Annotated in this window: 13 protein-coding genes; 5 read left to right on the top strand and 8 right to left on the bottom strand. The window is 60.6% G+C overall.

What is annotated here, in order from left to right:
- Positions 1 to 183 precede the first annotated feature (183 nt).
- A complete protein-coding gene (locus P3S72_RS24510; RefSeq protein ID WP_276194646.1) occupies positions 184 to 1128 on the top strand; it encodes an iron-sulfur-binding ferredoxin reductase in 945 nt (314 codons plus the stop codon).
- A gap of 92 nt (positions 1129 to 1220) precedes the next feature.
- Here P3S72_RS24510 and pyk read toward each other — a convergent pair whose 3' ends face one another.
- Positions 1221 to 2672: a pyruvate kinase gene (gene pyk, locus P3S72_RS24505; protein ID WP_253398501.1), complete on the bottom strand. Its 1452-nt coding sequence runs from the start codon at positions 2670 to 2672 to the stop codon at positions 1221 to 1223.
- A 172-nt stretch (positions 2673 to 2844) separates the two neighbouring features.
- On the opposite strand from pyk, the gene P3S72_RS24500 reads away from it, so the two are divergent.
- Together P3S72_RS24500 and P3S72_RS24495 are read left to right on the top strand one after the other, a co-directional pair.
- Entirely contained in the window at positions 2845 to 3219 is a 375-nt protein-coding gene (locus P3S72_RS24500) for a tetratricopeptide repeat protein (protein WP_276194644.1), read from the top strand.
- 227 nt (positions 3220 to 3446) lie between these two features.
- Positions 3447 to 3806 (top strand): PilZ domain-containing protein, encoded by a 360-nt coding sequence (locus tag P3S72_RS24495; RefSeq protein ID WP_276197991.1) that lies wholly within the window; start codon positions 3447 to 3449, stop codon positions 3804 to 3806.
- Positions 3807 to 3866: 60 nt separating this feature from the next.
- Here the strand turns inward: P3S72_RS24495 and P3S72_RS24490 are convergent, their stop codons facing one another.
- The 6 genes from P3S72_RS24490 to P3S72_RS24465 are packed head-to-tail and all read right to left on the bottom strand — an operon-like array spanning position 3867 to position 10537.
- Complete coding sequence (locus tag P3S72_RS24490; protein ID WP_276194643.1) at positions 3867 to 5198, bottom strand: DUF58 domain-containing protein; 1332 nt, start codon at positions 5196 to 5198, stop codon at positions 3867 to 3869.
- A gap of 7 nt (positions 5199 to 5205) precedes the next feature.
- Positions 5206 to 6201 carry a MoxR family ATPase gene (locus P3S72_RS24485; RefSeq protein WP_276194642.1) on the bottom strand — a complete coding sequence of 332 codons (996 nt, stop codon included), beginning with the start codon at positions 6199 to 6201 and terminating at the stop codon, positions 5206 to 5208.
- A complete protein-coding gene (locus tag P3S72_RS24480) occupies positions 6198 to 7355 on the bottom strand; it encodes a DUF4350 domain-containing protein (RefSeq protein WP_276194641.1) in 1158 nt (385 codons plus the stop codon). Before P3S72_RS24480 ends, P3S72_RS24485 begins: the two co-directional genes overlap by 4 nt.
- Complete coding sequence (locus tag P3S72_RS24475) at positions 7352 to 8881, bottom strand: DUF4129 domain-containing protein (protein WP_276194639.1); 1530 nt, start codon at positions 8879 to 8881, stop codon at positions 7352 to 7354. The genes P3S72_RS24480 and P3S72_RS24475 overlap by 4 nt, the downstream gene beginning before the upstream one ends.
- Complete coding sequence (locus tag P3S72_RS24470) at positions 8868 to 9848, bottom strand: stage II sporulation protein M (protein ID WP_276194638.1); 981 nt, start codon at positions 9846 to 9848, stop codon at positions 8868 to 8870. The genes P3S72_RS24475 and P3S72_RS24470 overlap by 14 nt, the downstream gene beginning before the upstream one ends.
- Positions 9845 to 10537, bottom strand: a complete 693-nt coding sequence (locus tag P3S72_RS24465) for an RDD family protein (RefSeq protein WP_276194636.1) — start codon at positions 10535 to 10537, stop codon at positions 9845 to 9847. The genes P3S72_RS24470 and P3S72_RS24465 overlap by 4 nt, the downstream gene beginning before the upstream one ends.
- Before the next feature lie 167 nt (positions 10538 to 10704).
- On the opposite strand from P3S72_RS24465, the gene sbcB reads away from it, so the two are divergent.
- Positions 10705 to 12132: an exodeoxyribonuclease I gene (gene sbcB, locus P3S72_RS24460; RefSeq protein ID WP_276194635.1), complete on the top strand. Its 1428-nt coding sequence runs from the start codon at positions 10705 to 10707 to the stop codon at positions 12130 to 12132.
- A 90-nt stretch (positions 12133 to 12222) separates the two neighbouring features.
- Here sbcB and mvaT read toward each other — a convergent pair whose 3' ends face one another.
- Positions 12223 to 12597 carry a histone-like nucleoid-structuring protein MvaT gene (mvaT, locus tag P3S72_RS24455; protein ID WP_005790963.1) on the bottom strand — a complete coding sequence of 125 codons (375 nt, stop codon included), beginning with the start codon at positions 12595 to 12597 and terminating at the stop codon, positions 12223 to 12225.
- 347 nt (positions 12598 to 12944) lie between these two features.
- Between mvaT and purU the strand changes: the two genes are divergently transcribed.
- On the top strand, positions 12945 to 13793 hold the full coding sequence (gene purU / locus P3S72_RS24450) for a formyltetrahydrofolate deformylase (RefSeq protein ID WP_247399654.1): 849 nt from the start codon (positions 12945 to 12947) through the stop codon (positions 13791 to 13793).
- Positions 13794 to 13997: the final 204 nt, after the last annotated feature.

The raw sequence follows: 13997 nt of genomic DNA, 5'->3' as shown, positions 1-13997 counted from the left end.
AGGCGGCTTCAGAGGGGTGTATCGGTCGGCTGAAACCACCTTTCCAAGGCACGCCGAGTGATGCTGGCGCGACGCTAAAAAGGCGCGGCAGTATAACCCGGCACGGTGGCCGATACACCCGACTATGGTCAAACTCTGCCGGGCGTGATTCCCTGTGTACGCTTTTTTGATCAGAGACCTTGTATGCCTGAACTGCACGTCGGCGAACGCCACTGGTCGGTCTCCACCGGCAGCAACCTGTTGGATGCCCTGAACCAGGCCGGCGTCGCTGTGCCCTACAGTTGCCGCGCCGGCAGTTGCCATGCGTGCCTGGTACGTTGCCGGGGCGAGGTCGAGGACCAGCAGCCCGACGCCCTCAGCCCGGCGCAACGCGAGGACGGCTGGCGCCTCGCCTGCCAGTGCCGGGTGACGGCGGACCTGCAGGTCGAAGCGTTTGACCCGAGCCGCGACGGCGTGTCGGCCGAGGTGGTGGGCGTGGATTGGTTGAGCGCGCAGGTGTTGCGCCTGCGCCTGCAACCGGAGCGCGGCCTGCGCTATCGGGCCGGGCAGCATCTGGTGTTGTGGGCGGGGCCGGTGGCGCGCCCGTACTCCCTGGCCAGCCTGCCCCAGGAAGATCCGTTCCTGGAGTTTCATCTCGATTGCCGTCAGCCCGGCGCATTCAGCGATGCCGCTCGACAGTTGCGCGTCGGTGACCGCCTGCGCCTGGGCGAACTGCGCGGCGGCGCGCTGCAATACGACCCCGACTGGCAATCCCGGCCGATGTGGCTGTTGGCGTCCGGCACCGGCCTGGGCCCGTTGTGGGGGGTGTTGCGCGAGGCATTGCGTCAGGATCATCAAGGCGCGATCCGCGTGATTCACCTGGCCCACGATGCCAGCGGTCACTACTTGGCCGAGCCCCTGGCAGCGCTGGCCGCCCGCCATCCGAACTTGACGGTGGAGCTGTGGACGGCGGCGGAGTTGACCCCGGCATTGGCGCAACTGCGGCTGGTTTCCCGGCAAACGCTGGCCTTGCTCTGCGGGCATCCGGCCAGCGTCGAGGCGTTTTCCAAGCGCCTGTTCCTGGCGGGGCTGCCGCGCAATCAACTGCTGGCCGATGTGTTCCTGTCCCGCTCGACTGCCGGGCGCTGATGACGCCATCGCAGGCAAGCCCATCACCGTGAGCTGCAAAGCAAAAAGCCCCGCCATTCACAGGGCGGGGCTTTCGTTTTTCAGCGGATCACTCAGACCATTGGGTCGCCAACGTGCAGGATCTTCATGCCGTTGGTGCCGCCGATGGTGTGGTAGCTGTCGCCCTTGGTCAGGATGACCCAGTCGCCTTTCTCCACTACGCCACGCTTGAGCAGTTCGTCGATGGCAGCCTGGCTGACTTGCTCAGGCGGCAACGACGCAGGGTCGAACGGTACGGTGTAGACACCACGGAACAAAGCCGCGCGGGCCTGGGTTTCGCGGTGCGGGGAGAACGCGTAGATCGGCACCGAGGAACGGATACGGGACATGATCAACGGCGTGTAGCCACTTTCGGTCAGGGCGATGATCGCTTTGACGCCAGGGAAGTGGTTGGCGGTGTACATGGCGGCCAGGGCGATGCTCTGGTCACAGCTTTCGAACACTTTGCCGATGCGGTGGCTGGAGGTCTTGCTGGTCGGGTGCTTTTCGGCACCGATGCAGATACGCGCCATGGCCTGAACAGCTTCCAGCGGGTACGGGCCAGCGGCACTTTCAGCCGAGAGCATCACGGCGTCGGTGTAGTCGAGCACGGCGTTGGCCACGTCGGACACTTCGGCGCGGGTCGGCATCGGGTTCTGGATCATCGACTCCATCATCTGGGTCGCCACGATCACTGCTTTATTGTGGCGGCGTGCGTGCAAGATGATTTTTTTCTGGATACCGATCAGTTCGGCATCACCGATTTCCACGCCCAGGTCGCCACGGGCAACCATCACGGCGTCGGACGCCATGATCAGGCCGTCGAGGGTTTCGTCATCGGCCACGGCTTCGGCGCGTTCGATCTTCGCCACCAGCCAGGCAGTGCCGCCAGCTTCGTCGCGTAGCTTGCGGGCGTATTCCATGTCGGCGGCGTCGCGAGGGAAGGACACCGCGAGGTAATCCACTTCCATTTCGGCGGCGAGCTTGATGTCGGCCTTGTCTTTTTCAGTCAGGGCCGGCGCCGTCAGGCCACCACCGCGACGGTTGATGCCTTTGTGATCCGACAGCGGGCCGCCGATGATCACGGTGCAGTTCAGTTCGGTGACGCTGGCGGTGTCGACTCGCATGACCACGCGGCCGTCGTCCAGCAGCAGTTCGTCGCCGACGCCGCAATCCTTGACCAAGTCCGGGTAGTCGATACCCACGATTTGCTGGTTGCCTTCGGTCAGCGGGTGGCTGGTGGAGAAGGTGAACGTGTCACCGATCTTCAGCTCGATCCGCTTGTCGGTGAATTTGGCGATACGGATTTTCGGGCCTTGCAGGTCACCCAGCAGTGCGACGAAGCGACCGTGCTTGGCGGCCAGGTCACGCACCAGCTTGGCGCGAGCCTTGTGCTCGTCCGGGGTGCCGTGGGAGAAGTTCAGACGGGCAACGTCCAAACCAGCCAGAATCAGCTGTTCGAGGACTTCCGGCGAGTTACTGGCCGGGCCAAGGGTGGCGACGATTTTGGTGCGACGGACGGACATGCACAGACTCCTGAGTTCAAGCGCTGAGGAAGGCTACTATGCTCTTTGGTTGTAGTCATTGTTCGTTTGCACTACTTATCGGCGATTCGCTTTTCGCTATGATTGATTAGATGAACATCCTTGAAGATTTTTGACGAGGGGTCGATACACTGCACGAGACAGGAGAACCCTCATGCGAATTTTGCTCATTGCTGCCCTGGCCGTCAGTGTTGTCGGCTGTACCCGTTGGTCGATGGACCACCATTTGAACGACGCCTACCGTGCGTATGGGGCCGGTGACTGCGAGCGCGTTACCCTGGAATTGTCCCAGGTCGACCGTGAAAGTCGCACTCGGCGCTATGTGCAGCCGGAGGTCTCGATGTTGCGCGGGCAGTGCCTGGAGCGGCAGAAGCTGTTCGTCGACGCGGTGCAAACCTATCAGTTCATCATCAACCAGTATCCGTCCAGCGAGTACGCCTACCGAGCCCGCGCGCGCCTCGACACCCTGCAGCAACTGGGGCATTACCCCGGTGCGAGCGTTGCGCAGCCACGTCCTGCGTCGTTGTGATGATATTTGTCATGCTATAGCTGGCTCGTCACCAGTCTTGGGCTATTCTTTGAGCGTTCGTTTGTACAAGTTTGTGTTCGAGCGGATGGAATACTTGGAGTTGGCAAGCGGTAGAGTGGCAAAGCGCTAGCTGTTGTCGCACCGATCTCCAGGGAGAGCGGGGGTGTTAGGCCCGTTCCGAATCACTGGCGCGGCCAGAGTTATGGCCAATGGATGGCGATATCAACATGTTTACCAACCGACGAATTGAGCGGCATCAATTGTCTCGTTTCCTACAAGTGTTCAACCGGCTTACGGACAAGCCCATTGGTTACTTGGGTAACGTCTCTGCAGAAGGGCTGATGTTGATCAGTCAATTGCCGATGATGGTCGACGTGGAGTTCGAGCTGCGCTTGAAGATTCCCACGGCTGGCGGCGATTTCCATGCAGTTGATTTCACGGCGAGCTGTTTATGGAGTCATGAGGACATCAATCCCCAGCATTACGACTCAGGCTTCAGTGTGGTTGAGGCGCCTGCCGAATACGGTCAACTGATCAATGCCTTGCTGCGGTACTTCAGTTTTGACCCCTTGCAGGCGTCTGCTTAGGTATTGCGCGCAGTCGCCCCGACTTGGGTGTGGCGAACCACAGCCTGGAGTTTGCTGCTTTCATAGTACGCCGGCTTTTTTCCAGCCCAGGTAGCGTGTCACCAGGGCGGCGCCCAATTCCGAGGGCGGCGTATCCAGTACCGACAACCCGTGAGCGCTCAGGCGGTCATGCAGTTCGTCGCGTTGATTGAGGTAGTCGACGGCGCCGCTATAGGCCAGCGCTTCGGGCAGGGTTTGCACGGGCGACAGGCGCAGTTGGTCGAGTACTTCTTCACGCAAGCTGGCGACCAGTACCCGGTGTTGCCGGCTGATGCGTTTGACCGCCGTCAGTAACGCCTCATCGTCCTCATCCCGCAGGTTGCTCACCACGATCACCAGCGCCCGGCGTTTCTGCCGAGCCAGCAGTTGGCTGGCTGCGGCCTCGTAGTCGGCCGCGCGTCGGGTGGTGTCCAGGTCGTAGACGGTGTTGAGCAACAGGTTCAACTGCCCGGTGCCCTTGACGGGCGCCAGGTAGCGCGGCTGGTCACAGGCGAAGGTGCATAGCCCGACCGCATCGCCCTGGCGCAACGCGACGTAACTGAGCAGCAGGCAGGCGTTGAGGGCGTGATCGAAGTGGGAAAGTTCGGCATCCTGGCTGCGCATGCGCCGACCACAATCGAGCATGAACACGATCTGCTGGTCGCGTTCGTCCTGGTATTCCCGGGCGATCGGCGTGCGTTGGCGCGCGGTGGCTTTCCAGTCGATCTGCCGCAGGCTGTCGCCCTCCCGAAACTCGCGCAGTTGATGAAACTCCAGTCCCAACCCCCGTCGTTGGCGCTGACGCACGCCCAACTGGCTCAACCAGTTATCCACACCCAATAGCTGTGCGCCATACAGACGGGCGAAATCCGGATAGACCCGGGTTGCATCGCTGACCTCAACAACGCGCCGCGCGGACCACAACCCCAAGGGGCTGGGCAGGTGAAGCTCGCAACGACTGAAGCAGAAGTGGCCACGCCGCAAGGGGCGCAGCCGATAGCCAAGTTCGCTGCGCTCACCGGGGCGCAGTTCGATGGACTGCGGCATGTTTTCCATGCTCAGGCCGTCGAGGACGTGATCGAACACCTGTACAGTCATTGGCTGTGGGTAATCGTGTTCAAGCGTCAGGCGTACTTCGCCCCAGCGAGCCAGTGCCAGGCTGCCGGGCATCTGCCGTTGTACCCGTGGGGACGGACGGCGGCGAAGACGCATGGCGTCCAATAGCGCCAGCAGGAACAGGGCCAGCAGCAGGCCCCAGGCTACCGAATGCAGGCTTTCGGGCACCCCTAGCTGCAACGCCTGTGCAGTGCCCAGGAGGATATTCAGGCCCAGCAGCACGCCGAGCCAGGTCAACAGCAGACGGGTCGGCTTCATGGAGGGTTCATTGCCGAGGTGCCGGAATCTGGTCCAGCAGTTGTTGGAGTACCTGATCCACTTCCAGTCCGTCGATATCCAGTTCGGGGGCGATGCGAACCCGATGACGCAGCACCGCAAGGGCGCAGCCCTTGATGTCGTCCGGGGTGACGAATTCGCCCCCGCGCAGCAAGGCTCGGGCTCGGGCGCCGCGCACCAAGGCGATGGAGGCACGTGGGCCGGCACCGATGGTCAGCCCCGGCCAACTGCGGGTGGCTCGTGCCAGGCGCACGGCGTAATCGAGCACTTGCTCATCCAGCGCCAGTTCGCTGGCGATCTGTTGCAGTTGCAGCACGTCCTCGGCTTGCAGCACGGTGCGCAGCGGCTGTACGTCGAGCATGTCGGCCCGGGATGAGCGCGTGACTTCGCGCACCATCTCCAGCTCTTGCTGGGAATCAGGGTAGTCCATGCGCACCTTGAGCATGAAACGGTCCAGCTCTGCCTCGGGTAGCGGGTAGGTGCCTTCCTGCTCAATAGGGTTCTGGGTGGCCAGCACCATGAACGGTTGGCCGATGGGCAGCGCTTCACCCTCAAGGGTGACTTGGCGCTCCTGCATGGCTTCGAGCAAGGCGGCCTGGGTCTTGGCCGGCGCTCGATTGATCTCGTCCGCCAGCAACAGGTGGGTAAACAACGGCCCCTTGCGCAGCTTGAACTGTTCGGTGTGCAGGTCGTACACCGCGTGGCCGGTGACATCGCTGGGCATTAGGTCCGGGGTGAACTGGATGCGCGCAAAGTCGCCGCCAAAGCAACGGGCCAGGGCCCGTACCAGCAAGGTCTTGCCCAGGCCGGGTACGCCTTCGAGCAGCACGTGGCCGCCGGCGATCAAGGCGGTGAGTACGTCATCGATCACCTGGTCCTGGCCAATCACTGCCTTGCGCAGTTCAACGCGCAAGGCCTGGGCTTGGCGGCTGGCGTGTTGCAGGGTTTCGGTGGTCAGGGCAGTGGCCGTTGGAAGTTCGCTCATAGGGCATTCCTGAGAGTTTGCAGGCACGCCACCTGGCGGCTGAAATCGGCGCTGGAAAGCCGTTTTGCCGCAAGTGGGCCGAGGGCCTGGCTGATCACGTGAGAGGGTTGGCGCGTCAGGTGTTCAAGCACCTGCCACTGTTCTGCGGTGTCGAGGTGTTCAAAGCCTGGGTGGCGCCGCCGGGCAGCGCGCAGGATATCGCGCTGCAAGGCGTGTAACAGGGGGGCCTGGCCGCTGCGGCGCAGCAGGAAGTCGGCGCTGGCCTCCAAGTGTTCCTGCAGTTGCCGGCGTGCTCTGGGCGCTGGCGCCTGGAGCGGGCCTTGGCGCATGCCGGCCTGCCAGAGCGCCAGGGCGATCAGCGCGGCGAGTGCCGCCAGCGCCTGGGGGAAATAGCGCATCAACAAGGTGAACAGATCGTCCACGTCGCTGTTGAACAACAGTGTCACGTGCGTGCCTTGGTTCAGGTACCACAGCAGCCAGGCGTTATCGTGTTTGCCGATGCCTGGGGTTTTCCACAAGTCGCTGTCGGTGACTACTGTCACATTGCCTTGCCCGAGATTGAGTTGCATCAGGTGGCTGGACTTGGCGCTGTTGGCCGAAAACTGGGCCAGATGCTTGGGATCGGTGAGGTTGAAGTCGGTATCGAAGCTGAAGTACGCCGGGGCCGTTTCATTGTCGACATTGAGTTTGGTCAGGTCTGGCCCTTTCTTTTTGCGTGCTGGGGCGAGTTGGTCGGGTTCGTCGCTCAAGGTTTGGTGGATGTACAGGCGATCGAGCAGCAGGTCGCCGCTTTTATCTGTTGCTTCATCCCACAGTGCTTCGGCCACCACCAACAGGTGGCCACCGGACTTTGCCCAGTCCAGCAGTTGATCCACCTGGCGCGGGGTCATGTTGCCGCGTTCGCCCAGCAGCAATAGGCTGCGATCTTTCGGGGGCAGATCGGACAGTCGTTCAAGGCCGTTGGCGTGGTCCACCACCAGGCCTTGCTCGCGCAGAAAGTGTTCGGCCGCCAGGTAGGGATTGCCCAACGCCTCCGGTGAAGGGCCGCGATCCACTACTTCGTCATAAGGAATTGCCTTGTGCCACACGTACAGGCCACCCGCACCCAGCAGGCATGCGAGCAACAACACCACCCACAACAATGGCCGGTTCATCGGGCTGCTCCCGGGTTGAACAGGGCGCGCCAATCGCTGCACAGTTGCTGCTGCACCACTGCGGGAGGAAGGCGGTGCCCGTAGGCGAGGTTTTGCCAGTGCCGGGTCAGTTCATCGCTGAATGCCTGCAGTTGCGGTTGTTGCAAGCGCTGAACGCGTTCCAGTACCTGGCCTTCGGTGTCGGCGTTTTTCAGTGGCAGGTTGAAGTCGTGCAGCAACCGGCTGAGCAGCCCGCGATACAACAGGCCCAGGGCTTCCCTGGGGTGCGTGGGCCATAGTTGCTCGGCGGTGCTGGCAATGTCAGCGGGCAGGGTTTCGGCGCCCAGTTCCAGGCCGAACAATTGCGTGGGTACCGGTTTGGCGAGCTTGGGTTTGCGTGGCCCGCGCCGGCTGACAAAGGTGTGCAGCCACTCGCGATAACGCCAGATCAACAGGGCCACGCCGCCCGCCAGCAAACTCCACAACAGCAACTCCAGGCCTTGGGCGAGGTGCTTGAAGGTGTTGCTGTTGAAGTTGTCCAGGAGTGTTTGCAGCCAGGCCGGTAGCTTGCCATCACCGTGTGCCTTGGGCTTAATGTTGGTTTTTTCGTCACCGAAGCGATAGCGGGTCACGGTTTCCGGATTTTTGAATGGCGGCTTGTCCAACAGCGCCTTGATCGATTGGCTGGCGGATTGGGGGGTGACTTGCCGGATGGGGGGCGAGTCATCGGCCATAGCGGGCCGGCCCAGCGGCAGCAGTATCAGCCCGATCACCAACAGTACCAGTGGGGTCACGCTGCTCAATCGCTGACGCAGGCGGCGAAATGCCAGCTCCAGGTCCCACGCTTCCAGCACGGTGCGGCGGTTGAGGTACAGGCTGAAACCGCAGGCGACGTAGATCGGTTCCCAAAACACCAGGACCAGCGCGTAGAAGGCGTTGCTCAGGTGTTCCAGCCACAGCCCCTCCGGGCCTGTCGCCAGCGCCAGCCGCTGCCAGTCCCAAGCCAGTTCAACCTGCTGGGGGATGAATAGATAGAACAGTGCCATGCAGCCGAACCACAGGCCGATCTCCAGGTGTACACCGAGGGTGGTCAACCAGCGCGCCGCGCCGGCGTTGTGTTGCTGCAGCACGCCCAGGCGTTTTTGGCGCGCCTTGCCATCCAGGCCTTCGAGTTGGCTGACCGGCATCAAAAAACTGCGGCTCAGGCTCAGTCGCCGCCAGGTCAGGCTGGCCAGGAGTTGGCCTTTGAGCAGGCGCGGCCAGTGACGCACGGCCTGCTTGAGGCTAGGCGTCTCGCCAAACAGGGCCTTGGATAGGATATACAGGGGCAAACGGTCGAAGGCCGGCTTCAACCACCAGAATACGAACATGGCGGTGGACGGGTATTGCCATAACAGAACACTAAGCACGATGAATATCGGCAGGCTCACCAACGCCCAACTGGCCATCAGCAGCAGTCGATGTTCCTGGGCCATTAACACGCCCAAGTCCATGGCTTCCCATGACGTTCGAGGGCGAATCACCACGCTGGAATCACTCAGGCGCATGGCGAGTCCGTCCGGCAAAGGTCAGGTAGGTGGCCACCAGTAGCCAGAGTCCGGCGCCCACCAGGTATTTGACCCAAGGCGCGATCGCGGTGGTGGAGGACCAATAGGCTTCGATAAAAGCGGCGATCAGCAGGAACAGCATGACACCGCAGAGCATCTGTACGCTTTTACGTGCCGCCAGCCGTAGCGACTCCCCTCGTGTCAGGTGCCCCGGAGCGATCAACGCCCAGCCCAACTGCAAGCCTGCCGCGCCAGCCAGCGCAATCGCGCTGAGTTCGAAGGCGCCATGGCCGATGACAAACGACCAGAAGGTCTGGCCGTAGCCGATTTCAGTGAGATGCCCGGAAATCGCGCCGATGATCAGACCGTTGAAAATCAGAAAGAACGCGCTGCCCAGGCCAAACAGCAAGCCGGCGGCAAAGGTCTGGAAGGCGATGCCAATGTTGTGCATCACGTAGTAGCCGAACATCATCCAGTCTTCACTGGATGCACGTTCGGCGACGCGGCCCAGGCGACTGGCGTCGGGGTCATACATGCTCTGCATCTCGGCCACCTGCTGGGGGCTGACGATGCTGTAGATCAGTTCGGGAAACAGGTACACCAACAGCGCAATACCCACCAGGCTGCCGAAGAACAGCAGGCTGGCGATCAACACGAAGCGCCACTGTTCACGTACCAGCCGGGGGAAATCGGCCAGCAGGAAACTCAATACGTTCGCCGCCAATTGGCTACGGTGGCGATACAGCTGTTGGTGGCCGCGCAGGGCCAGTTGTTGCAGCGGGTCGACCAGGTAACTGCTATAGCCGCGCTCCTGAGCCAGGGCTAGGTGCTGGCACAGGCGCCGATAGTGATGAGGGAAATCAGCCAGCTCACCGGCCTTGGTCTTGCCCTGTTCCAACTGTGTCAGTTGTTCGGCGAATGCTTGCCATTGGGGCTGATGACGGCTTTCGAACAGGCTCTGTTTCATGTAGGCCCCAGCAAACCACGGGCCACGCCGTTGAGCTGCTCGACGGCGCGAGCCGGGGACACCTGCAGTGGCGTGGCGAGGATCGAGGCCAGTTCCTGCACTCGCTCGGCGGACAGTTCGCCCTGGCGCTCGGCGAAATTGAGAATGGCGCGCTGTTCGCTCAGGTCCAGGGCAAATGGCAGGCGCAGGGCAGGGGTCTGCGGCACCTTGGGGCGTGCCAATGGTAGTTCGCGGTAGACCACCAGCGTGCCGGCCGCCAGATCGCCGAGCCGTTTGAAGTTAGGATGCTGCAGGCAACTGATGGCGCCGAGAAAGTAGCCGAAAGGCAGCATGTCGACAAAGCGCAGCAGGTTGCGGATGAGTGAGGCTGACCAGCCGATGGGTGTGCCGTCATCCTGTACCACGCGCAAGCCCATGACTTGCTTGCCCGGCGAGCAGCCCTGATTGAGTACTTCAAACAGCACCATGTACCACCAACTGACCAGGAACAGCAGTAATGAGCCCAGCCCTATGCCGATATTACCGAGCAGGGCCAACGGAACCAGCAGGATGCCCATGAGCAGCCCGCGCACGCCCAGATCGAAGGCGAAGGCCAGCGCGCGTGGTAGCAGGCCGGCCGGGCGCAAGGGTAGGTCGATGCCCTCCGGGGTCTCGATCTGGTAACGGGTATCCAATGGAGCTGATGGCATCGCGATCCTTGGCAGCGCAGGGCGGTTGGAAGACACGGATGCTAGCAGTGTCGGCGATGGAAGCAACCATTCAAGGTTTTGCTGGATATTTATACAGTTAATATGGCTCTGGCCTCGGGCACCTTCCAGCGCCTAGACTTCGTCGATCTTCAGCACAGGAATAGACCGTGACCACTCTTTTTTGGTACGACTATGAAACCACCGGCATCAACCCGCGCAGCGATCGCCCCCTCCAGGTCGCCGGTATTCGCACCGACGTCGACCTCAACGAGGTTGGCCCGCCGGTCAACCTGTATTGCCATCCCAGCGACGATATCCTGCCCCATCCGGCAGCCTGTGCGATCACCGGCATCACCCCGCGCATACTGGCGGAAAAGGGCTTGGCCGAAGCCGATTTCATGACGCGGGTACATGCCGAACTGGCGGTTCCCGGTACCTGTGGGGTGGGTTACAACACCCTGCGGTTTGACGATGAAATGACCCGTTACAGTCTTTATCGAAATTTCTTCGACCCTTATGCGCGTGAATGGCAGGGCGGTAACAGCCGCTGGGACTTGATCGATGTGGTGCGTACCGCCTACGCGCTGCGTCCGGAGGGGATCGTCTGGCCCGAGCAGGATGGGCGTGTGACGCTCAAGCTGGAGCGTTTGACCGACGCCAACGGTATCGCCCATGGCCAGGCCCACGATGCGTTGTCCGACGTGCGCGCGACCATTGCCTTGGCCAGATTGGTCCGTGAAAAACAGCCCAAGCTTTACGACTGGCTATTCCAGTTGCGCAGCAAGCAACGGGTGATGGATCAGGTGCGGCTGTTGCAACCGATGGTGCATATATCCGGGCGTTTTTCTGCAGAGCGCCATTACCTGGGTGTCGTACTGCCCCTGGCCTGGCACCCGCGCAATCGCAACGCATTGATCGTCTGTGATCTGGGCCTTGATCCGCAGGGGCTGCTGGATCTCGATGCCGATACCTTGCGTCAGCGCCTCTACACCCGTCGTGATGATCTGGCCGAAGGCGAGTTGCCGGTACCGCTCAAATTGTTGCAAATCAACCGCTGCCCGGTGGTGGCCCCATTGAATGTGCTGCGGGCGCAAGACCGTGAACGGCTGCAATTGGATATGGACGCTTATCAGGCACGGGCGCTGCGGCTAACTGACGCACAGGAAGTTTGGCGCGACAAGTTGGCCGCGATTTATGCCGAGGAAGATTTTGCGCCGAGTTCGGACCCGGAGCAGCAGCTCTATGATGGTTTTATCGGTGATCGCGACCGTCGTTTATGCGAACAAGTCCGCGCGGCAGAGCCGACGCAATTGGCGCTGCAGCAGTGGCCCTTTGATGATCAGCGTTTGCCCGAATTGTTATTTCGCTACCGGGCGCGCAACTTTCCTGAAACCTTGAATAGCGAGGAGCAACAACGCTGGAAACTGTTCTGTCAACAACGCTTGTCAGATGGCGACTGGGGCGCCCCCAATACCTTGGAAGCATTTAAACGGGCGCGTAATGAGTTGGCTGTTAGTGCCACACCGTTTCAGTCTCAGGTGCTGGATCAATGGCAGGAGTATGCCGACTCTTTAGCCGCTCGGCTGAATCTGTAACCGGATAATTTCAGACTATTCAGACAATAAAAAACGCCAGCAAGCTGGCGTTTTTTGTATATCGCGTATCAGGCGAGAGCCTGGCGAGGCTTAGCCCAGCAGGGTAGCCCAGCCTTCAACCACGTCACCGCCCCACTTGGCTTTCCACTCTTTCAGAGTCTTGTGGTTGCCGCCTTTGGTTTCAATCACTTCGCCGTTGTGCGGGTTTTTGTATTGCTTGACCTTGCGCGCACGCTTGGTGCCGGTAGTTTTTACGGCGCCGCGCGGTGCTTTAACTTTCGACTCTGGGTCCAGCAGCGCGATGATGTCACGCAGGGATTTGGAGTATTCGCCCATCAGGGTGCGCAGTTTGCCTTCGAATTCCAGCTCGGTTTGCAGTTTGTCGTCTTGGGACAGATTCTTCAAACGGGCTTGCAGCTCTTTGATAGCTTCTTCGGTGGCACGGTATTCGTTGATCAGGGACATGTGGACTACCTTATGTAGAGCGCAGATTGGCAGGGATAGTGGCCCAATAATAGTCAGGCTATTTCCCCAAGTAAACATTTAAGGGAATATTTATGTGAATTACTTTGAATGTTTGTGGCAAATCTATGCAAACGAGTTAATTGGTGGGGGGATGGCTAAAGATAACCTGCTTAATTTTCGGTAATTGCTTGAGCTTGCCGATGCGCATGCATATAGCGGTGGTAAAACCTTACGCCATTAAGGGGGGGTGGCCAAGGCAAGGGCAGAATAAGCGTCAACGGATACTGCAGTTTTTCTGCGTAATCGCTAGAATGGCAACCTTTGCGAAGTTCTGGAGTTTTCCCCTAATGCGCACTTTTCGGCTGGTGATTGCTTGCCCGGACCGGGTTGGCATCGTTGCCAAAGTCAGTAACTTTCTGGCCTCCCACAACGGCTGGATCACCGAGGCGAGCCATCACTCGGACAATCTCAGTGGTTGGTTCTTCATGCGCCACGAAATCCGTGCCGATACGCTGCCCTTTGGTCTTGAGGCCTTTCGCGAGGCGTTTGCGCCGATCGCCGAAGAGTTTTCGATGATCTGGCACATCAGCGATACCGAGCAGAAAAAACGTGTGGTATTGATGGCCAGCCGTGAATCCCACTGCCTGGCCGACTTGCTGCACCGTTGGCACAGCGATGAGCTGGACTGTGAGATCGCCTGCGTGATTTCCAACCACGACGACCTGCGCAGTATGGTCGAGTGGCATGGCATCCCGTACTACCATGTGCCGGTCAACCCGCAGGACAAGGAACCGGCGTTCGCCGAGGTGTCCCGCCTGGTCAAACAGCACGAAACCGACGTCGTGGTGCTGGCTCGCTACATGCAAATCCTGCCGCCGGAATTGTGTCGCGAATACGCCGGCAAGGTGATCAATATTCACCACAGCTTCCTGCCGTCGTTTGTCGGTGCCAAACCGTACCACCAGGCTTCCCTGCGTGGTGTGAAGTTGATTGGCGCAACGTGCCATTACGTCACTGAAGAGCTGGACGCCGGCCCGATCATCGAGCAGGACGTGGTGCGTGTGAGCCACAGCGACAGCATTGAAGACATGGTGCGTTTCGGCCGTGATGTCGAGAAGATGGTTCTGGCCCGTGGTCTGCGCTATCACTTGGAAGACCGCGTGCTGGTACACGGCAATAAGACTGTGGTGTTCTGATCAACGCGTTTTGATTGAAGAATGAAGGGCCTGGGCGTTAAATCGTTCCAGGCCTTTTTTCATTGATCTCCCATCAGGACAAGCCCATGACCGACCCACTCGATAAAGCTACATCCAGGGCGCCGGCTACGTTGGGCGAGGGGTGTCTGAGTCGCTATGATCCGGATGCGCTGGAGGCTGAGGACGGTACTGACTTTCCTGGGG

The organism is Pseudomonas sp. D3 (assembly GCF_029320995.1).
Classification (GTDB): Bacteria; Pseudomonadota; Gammaproteobacteria; order Pseudomonadales; family Pseudomonadaceae; genus Aquipseudomonas; species Aquipseudomonas paraveronii.
This window is presented reverse-complemented; position numbering and strand designations above follow the sequence as displayed.